The following is a 2,858-nucleotide window of genomic DNA, read 5'->3' on the forward strand; positions in this document are numbered from 1 at the left end:
TTCAATTTTTTGAAAAAAATCCAAGGGCATTATTTTTTCTTTGGTAAAGCTATTGTGGTCAATTTACAGAACGAGACAAGTTTACCTTCTTCATTGGTAATCTTAATTTCCCACAGCTGGGTAGTTCTTCCTTTATGTAAAATAGTAGCTTTTGCAAACACATCGCCATTACGAACACCTTTGACATGGTTAGCAGAAATTTCAATACCACGTATGGAAAATTGCTGTGCATCAAGAAAAATATACGAGGCCATACTACCTATACTTTCCGCCAAGGCAACCATAGCTCCACCGTGTAAAACCCCATCTGGTTGGTGAACTCGTGAGTTTACCGGCATCTTTCCGACCAAAAAATCTTCTCCCACATCTACGTATTCAATTTGTAGGGTCTCCATCAGTGTATTTTTTGAAGATTCATTGCAAACTTTCAGTATTTTTTCCTTGTAGGCGTCCATAACTACTATTTTTTTCAAAATTAAGCATTACGTCATCAATAAAAGCCATTACTTTTATAGAGATTTTTGTTCTATGGATTATTCTGAAAATACGGTATCTTATACCACCACAAATAGCTATGCTACGTTAAATTTACTTTCAAGTCAAACTAAAAACGTTTGGATTGTACTGCATGGCATTGGTTATTTAAGTCGATACTTCTTAAGGTATTTTGATGAATTACCTCCTGAAGAAAACTATATTATTGCACCTCAAGCACCATCAAAATACTATTTAAACAATACATATAGGCGCGTTGGAGCCAGCTGGCTTACCAAAGAAGGTACAGAACAAGAAACACAAAATGTTTTGGCCTATCTAGATGCTGTGTATGCCGCACAAGAGTTTCCGGAAAATTGTAATTTTATAATACTTGGGTACTCACAAGGAGTTTCGATTGCCACAAGATGGGTAGCTCAAAGAAAGATAAAGTGCAATCAATTAGTGCTTTATGCTGGAGGTATTCCCAATGAATTAAAAGCATCTGACTTTAGTTTCTTAAAAGAAAAAGATACCAAGGTGACTACACTGGTTGGTGATACAGATGAATATATAACTAAGGAGAGACGGAAAACTGAATCAAAAAAAATAGAGCATCTGTTTGGAGGAAAAGCAGAACAAATTTTCTTTGAAGGCGGACACGAAATAAAAAAAGAACTCATCCTAAATCTAGTATAATGAACAAAACGCTTGTTTTAGAAAATGAATTGGTGAAGCTTGTTCAATTAAAAAAAGAACACAATAAAGAACTCTGGCCAATTGCACAGCAAGTAGACCTTTACCAATATGGTTCTAATGATGTCTCTACAATTCAAAAATTAGAGAACTATATAGAGACAGCTTTAACTGAAGCAAAGCAGAAAAAATCTATTCCTTTCACTATTTATAATAGGACGACCAATGAATGCGTAGGAAGCACTCGTTTTGGTCATATTGATCAAAAAAACATGGTATTACATATTGGCTGGACGTGGATTTCTCCTGACACCCGTGGCACGGGTTTTAACCATCAAATGAAATATTTAATGCTAAGCTATGCATTTGAAAAGATGGATTTTGAGAAAGTTGAATTCCGAATTGATGAGCGAAACATGCGGTCTATAAAAGCCGTGGAAAAATTAGGCGCAAGTTTAGAGGGAATCCTCAGAAAAAATGTCATCACCAAAAGTGATTTCAGAAGAAGTTCATGCTGTTACGGAATCTTAAAAGAGGAATGGGCAGATATTAAACAATCAAAATTTAAAGACTTTATATGAATCAAGCCATAGCACAAGTAACCCTAGTAGTTAAAGATTATGATGAAGCCATTGTCTTCTACACTAATAAATTAGGCTTTAAACTGGTAGACAACATTCAATTAGATGATAACAAAAGGTGGGTTACGGTATCTCCTCCTAGTCTAAACGGACTATCGCTTTTACTAGCTGAAGCTACGAATGACGAACAACGAAAAGCTATAGGAAACCAATCTGGTGGTCGTGTTTTTCTATTTCTGCACACCGATGATTTTTGGAGAGATTACAAAAAAATGAAAGACCAAGCTGTAGAATTCAACGAAGACCCTCGTGAAGAGCCCTACGGAACCGTTGTCGTATTTAAAGATTTGTACGGAAACCTCTGGGACCTTATCGAAAGAAAATAGTTTGCTAAAATCTTCTATCCGGAGAAAAGGCATCGATATTCATGGACACTTTTCTCTCGTCTATTATTTCAGAAATTAATTTTCCTGTAGCCGGCCCTAGACTCCATCCCATCATAGCATGCCCGGTTGCGAAAGTCAAATTGGCCCATTTGGAAGAACGCCCAATATAGGGAAGTCCGTCCGGTGAAACTGGGCGTAATCCTGTTTTTACACTCGCAATTTCATTTGCGTTTATATCTACGGTAGGATAAAAGTTTTTTGCTCCGCTGGCAATAGCCATAACTCGCTCTTTTCTAACAAAATCATTGTTGCCAGAAAACTCCATTGTGCCGGCAAACCGTGTGAAACCATCCATTGGTGTAACCGCCATTTTTGACTCCATAAGAATAGCAGGAATGGCTATTCCTGTGGGCCTTGCAACATTTATACTGTAGCCTTTACCTCCTTGCAGAGGTAAGTCCATCCTAATTTTTTTTGCGATTTTGCCACTCCATGAGCCAGCTGCAAGTATTACTTCATCCGCTGTATAGTTGCCTTTAGAAGTTTTAATCTTGAGAATCCGATTTCCTTTTACTTCTAAATCCAGAACTTCTTCATTCGTTCTAATCTTTACTCTTGCGCTTTTTAGATAAGCTACTATTTTTGGCATAAACTGAGTTGGCGTAGAGTGTGCATCACATTCATAGTGAATAGCTCCTTTTGCATCTATAGCGACCTCCGG

The 2,858-nt window shown here is 37.2% G+C and carries 5 protein-coding genes; 3 read left to right on the top strand and 2 right to left on the bottom strand.

The window, feature by feature from the left end:
* Positions 1-29 precede the first annotated feature (29 nt).
* Entirely contained in the window at positions 30-455 is a 426-nt protein-coding gene (locus ACSHWW_RS14375) for a PaaI family thioesterase (protein ID WP_435683160.1), read from the bottom strand.
* A gap of 73 nt (positions 456-528) precedes the next feature.
* Here ACSHWW_RS14375 and ACSHWW_RS14380 point away from each other — a divergent pair, with 73 nt between their 5' ends.
* Genes ACSHWW_RS14380 through ACSHWW_RS14390 form a run of 3 tightly spaced genes read left to right on the top strand, consistent with a single transcriptional unit; the run spans position 529 to position 2,137 of the window.
* Complete coding sequence (locus tag ACSHWW_RS14380) at positions 529-1,173, top strand: alpha/beta hydrolase (protein ID WP_435683161.1); 645 nt, start codon at positions 529-531, stop codon at positions 1,171-1,173.
* Complete coding sequence (locus ACSHWW_RS14385) at positions 1,173-1,751, top strand: GNAT family N-acetyltransferase (RefSeq protein ID WP_435683162.1); 579 nt, start codon at positions 1,173-1,175, stop codon at positions 1,749-1,751. The genes ACSHWW_RS14380 and ACSHWW_RS14385 overlap by 1 nt, the downstream gene beginning before the upstream one ends.
* Positions 1,748-2,137 carry a VOC family protein gene (locus ACSHWW_RS14390; protein WP_435683163.1) on the top strand — a complete coding sequence of 130 codons (390 nt, stop codon included), beginning with the start codon at positions 1,748-1,750 and terminating at the stop codon, positions 2,135-2,137. Before ACSHWW_RS14385 ends, ACSHWW_RS14390 begins: the two co-directional genes overlap by 4 nt.
* 4 nt (positions 2,138-2,141) lie before the next feature.
* Here ACSHWW_RS14390 and ACSHWW_RS14395 read toward each other — a convergent pair.
* A partial coding sequence (locus ACSHWW_RS14395) for an NAD(P)/FAD-dependent oxidoreductase (protein ID WP_435683164.1) occupies positions 2,142-2,858 on the bottom strand: 717 nt, incomplete at its 5' end.

The organism is Nonlabens sp. (assembly GCF_051251825.1).
Lineage (GTDB): Bacteria > Bacteroidota > Bacteroidia > Flavobacteriales > Flavobacteriaceae > Nonlabens.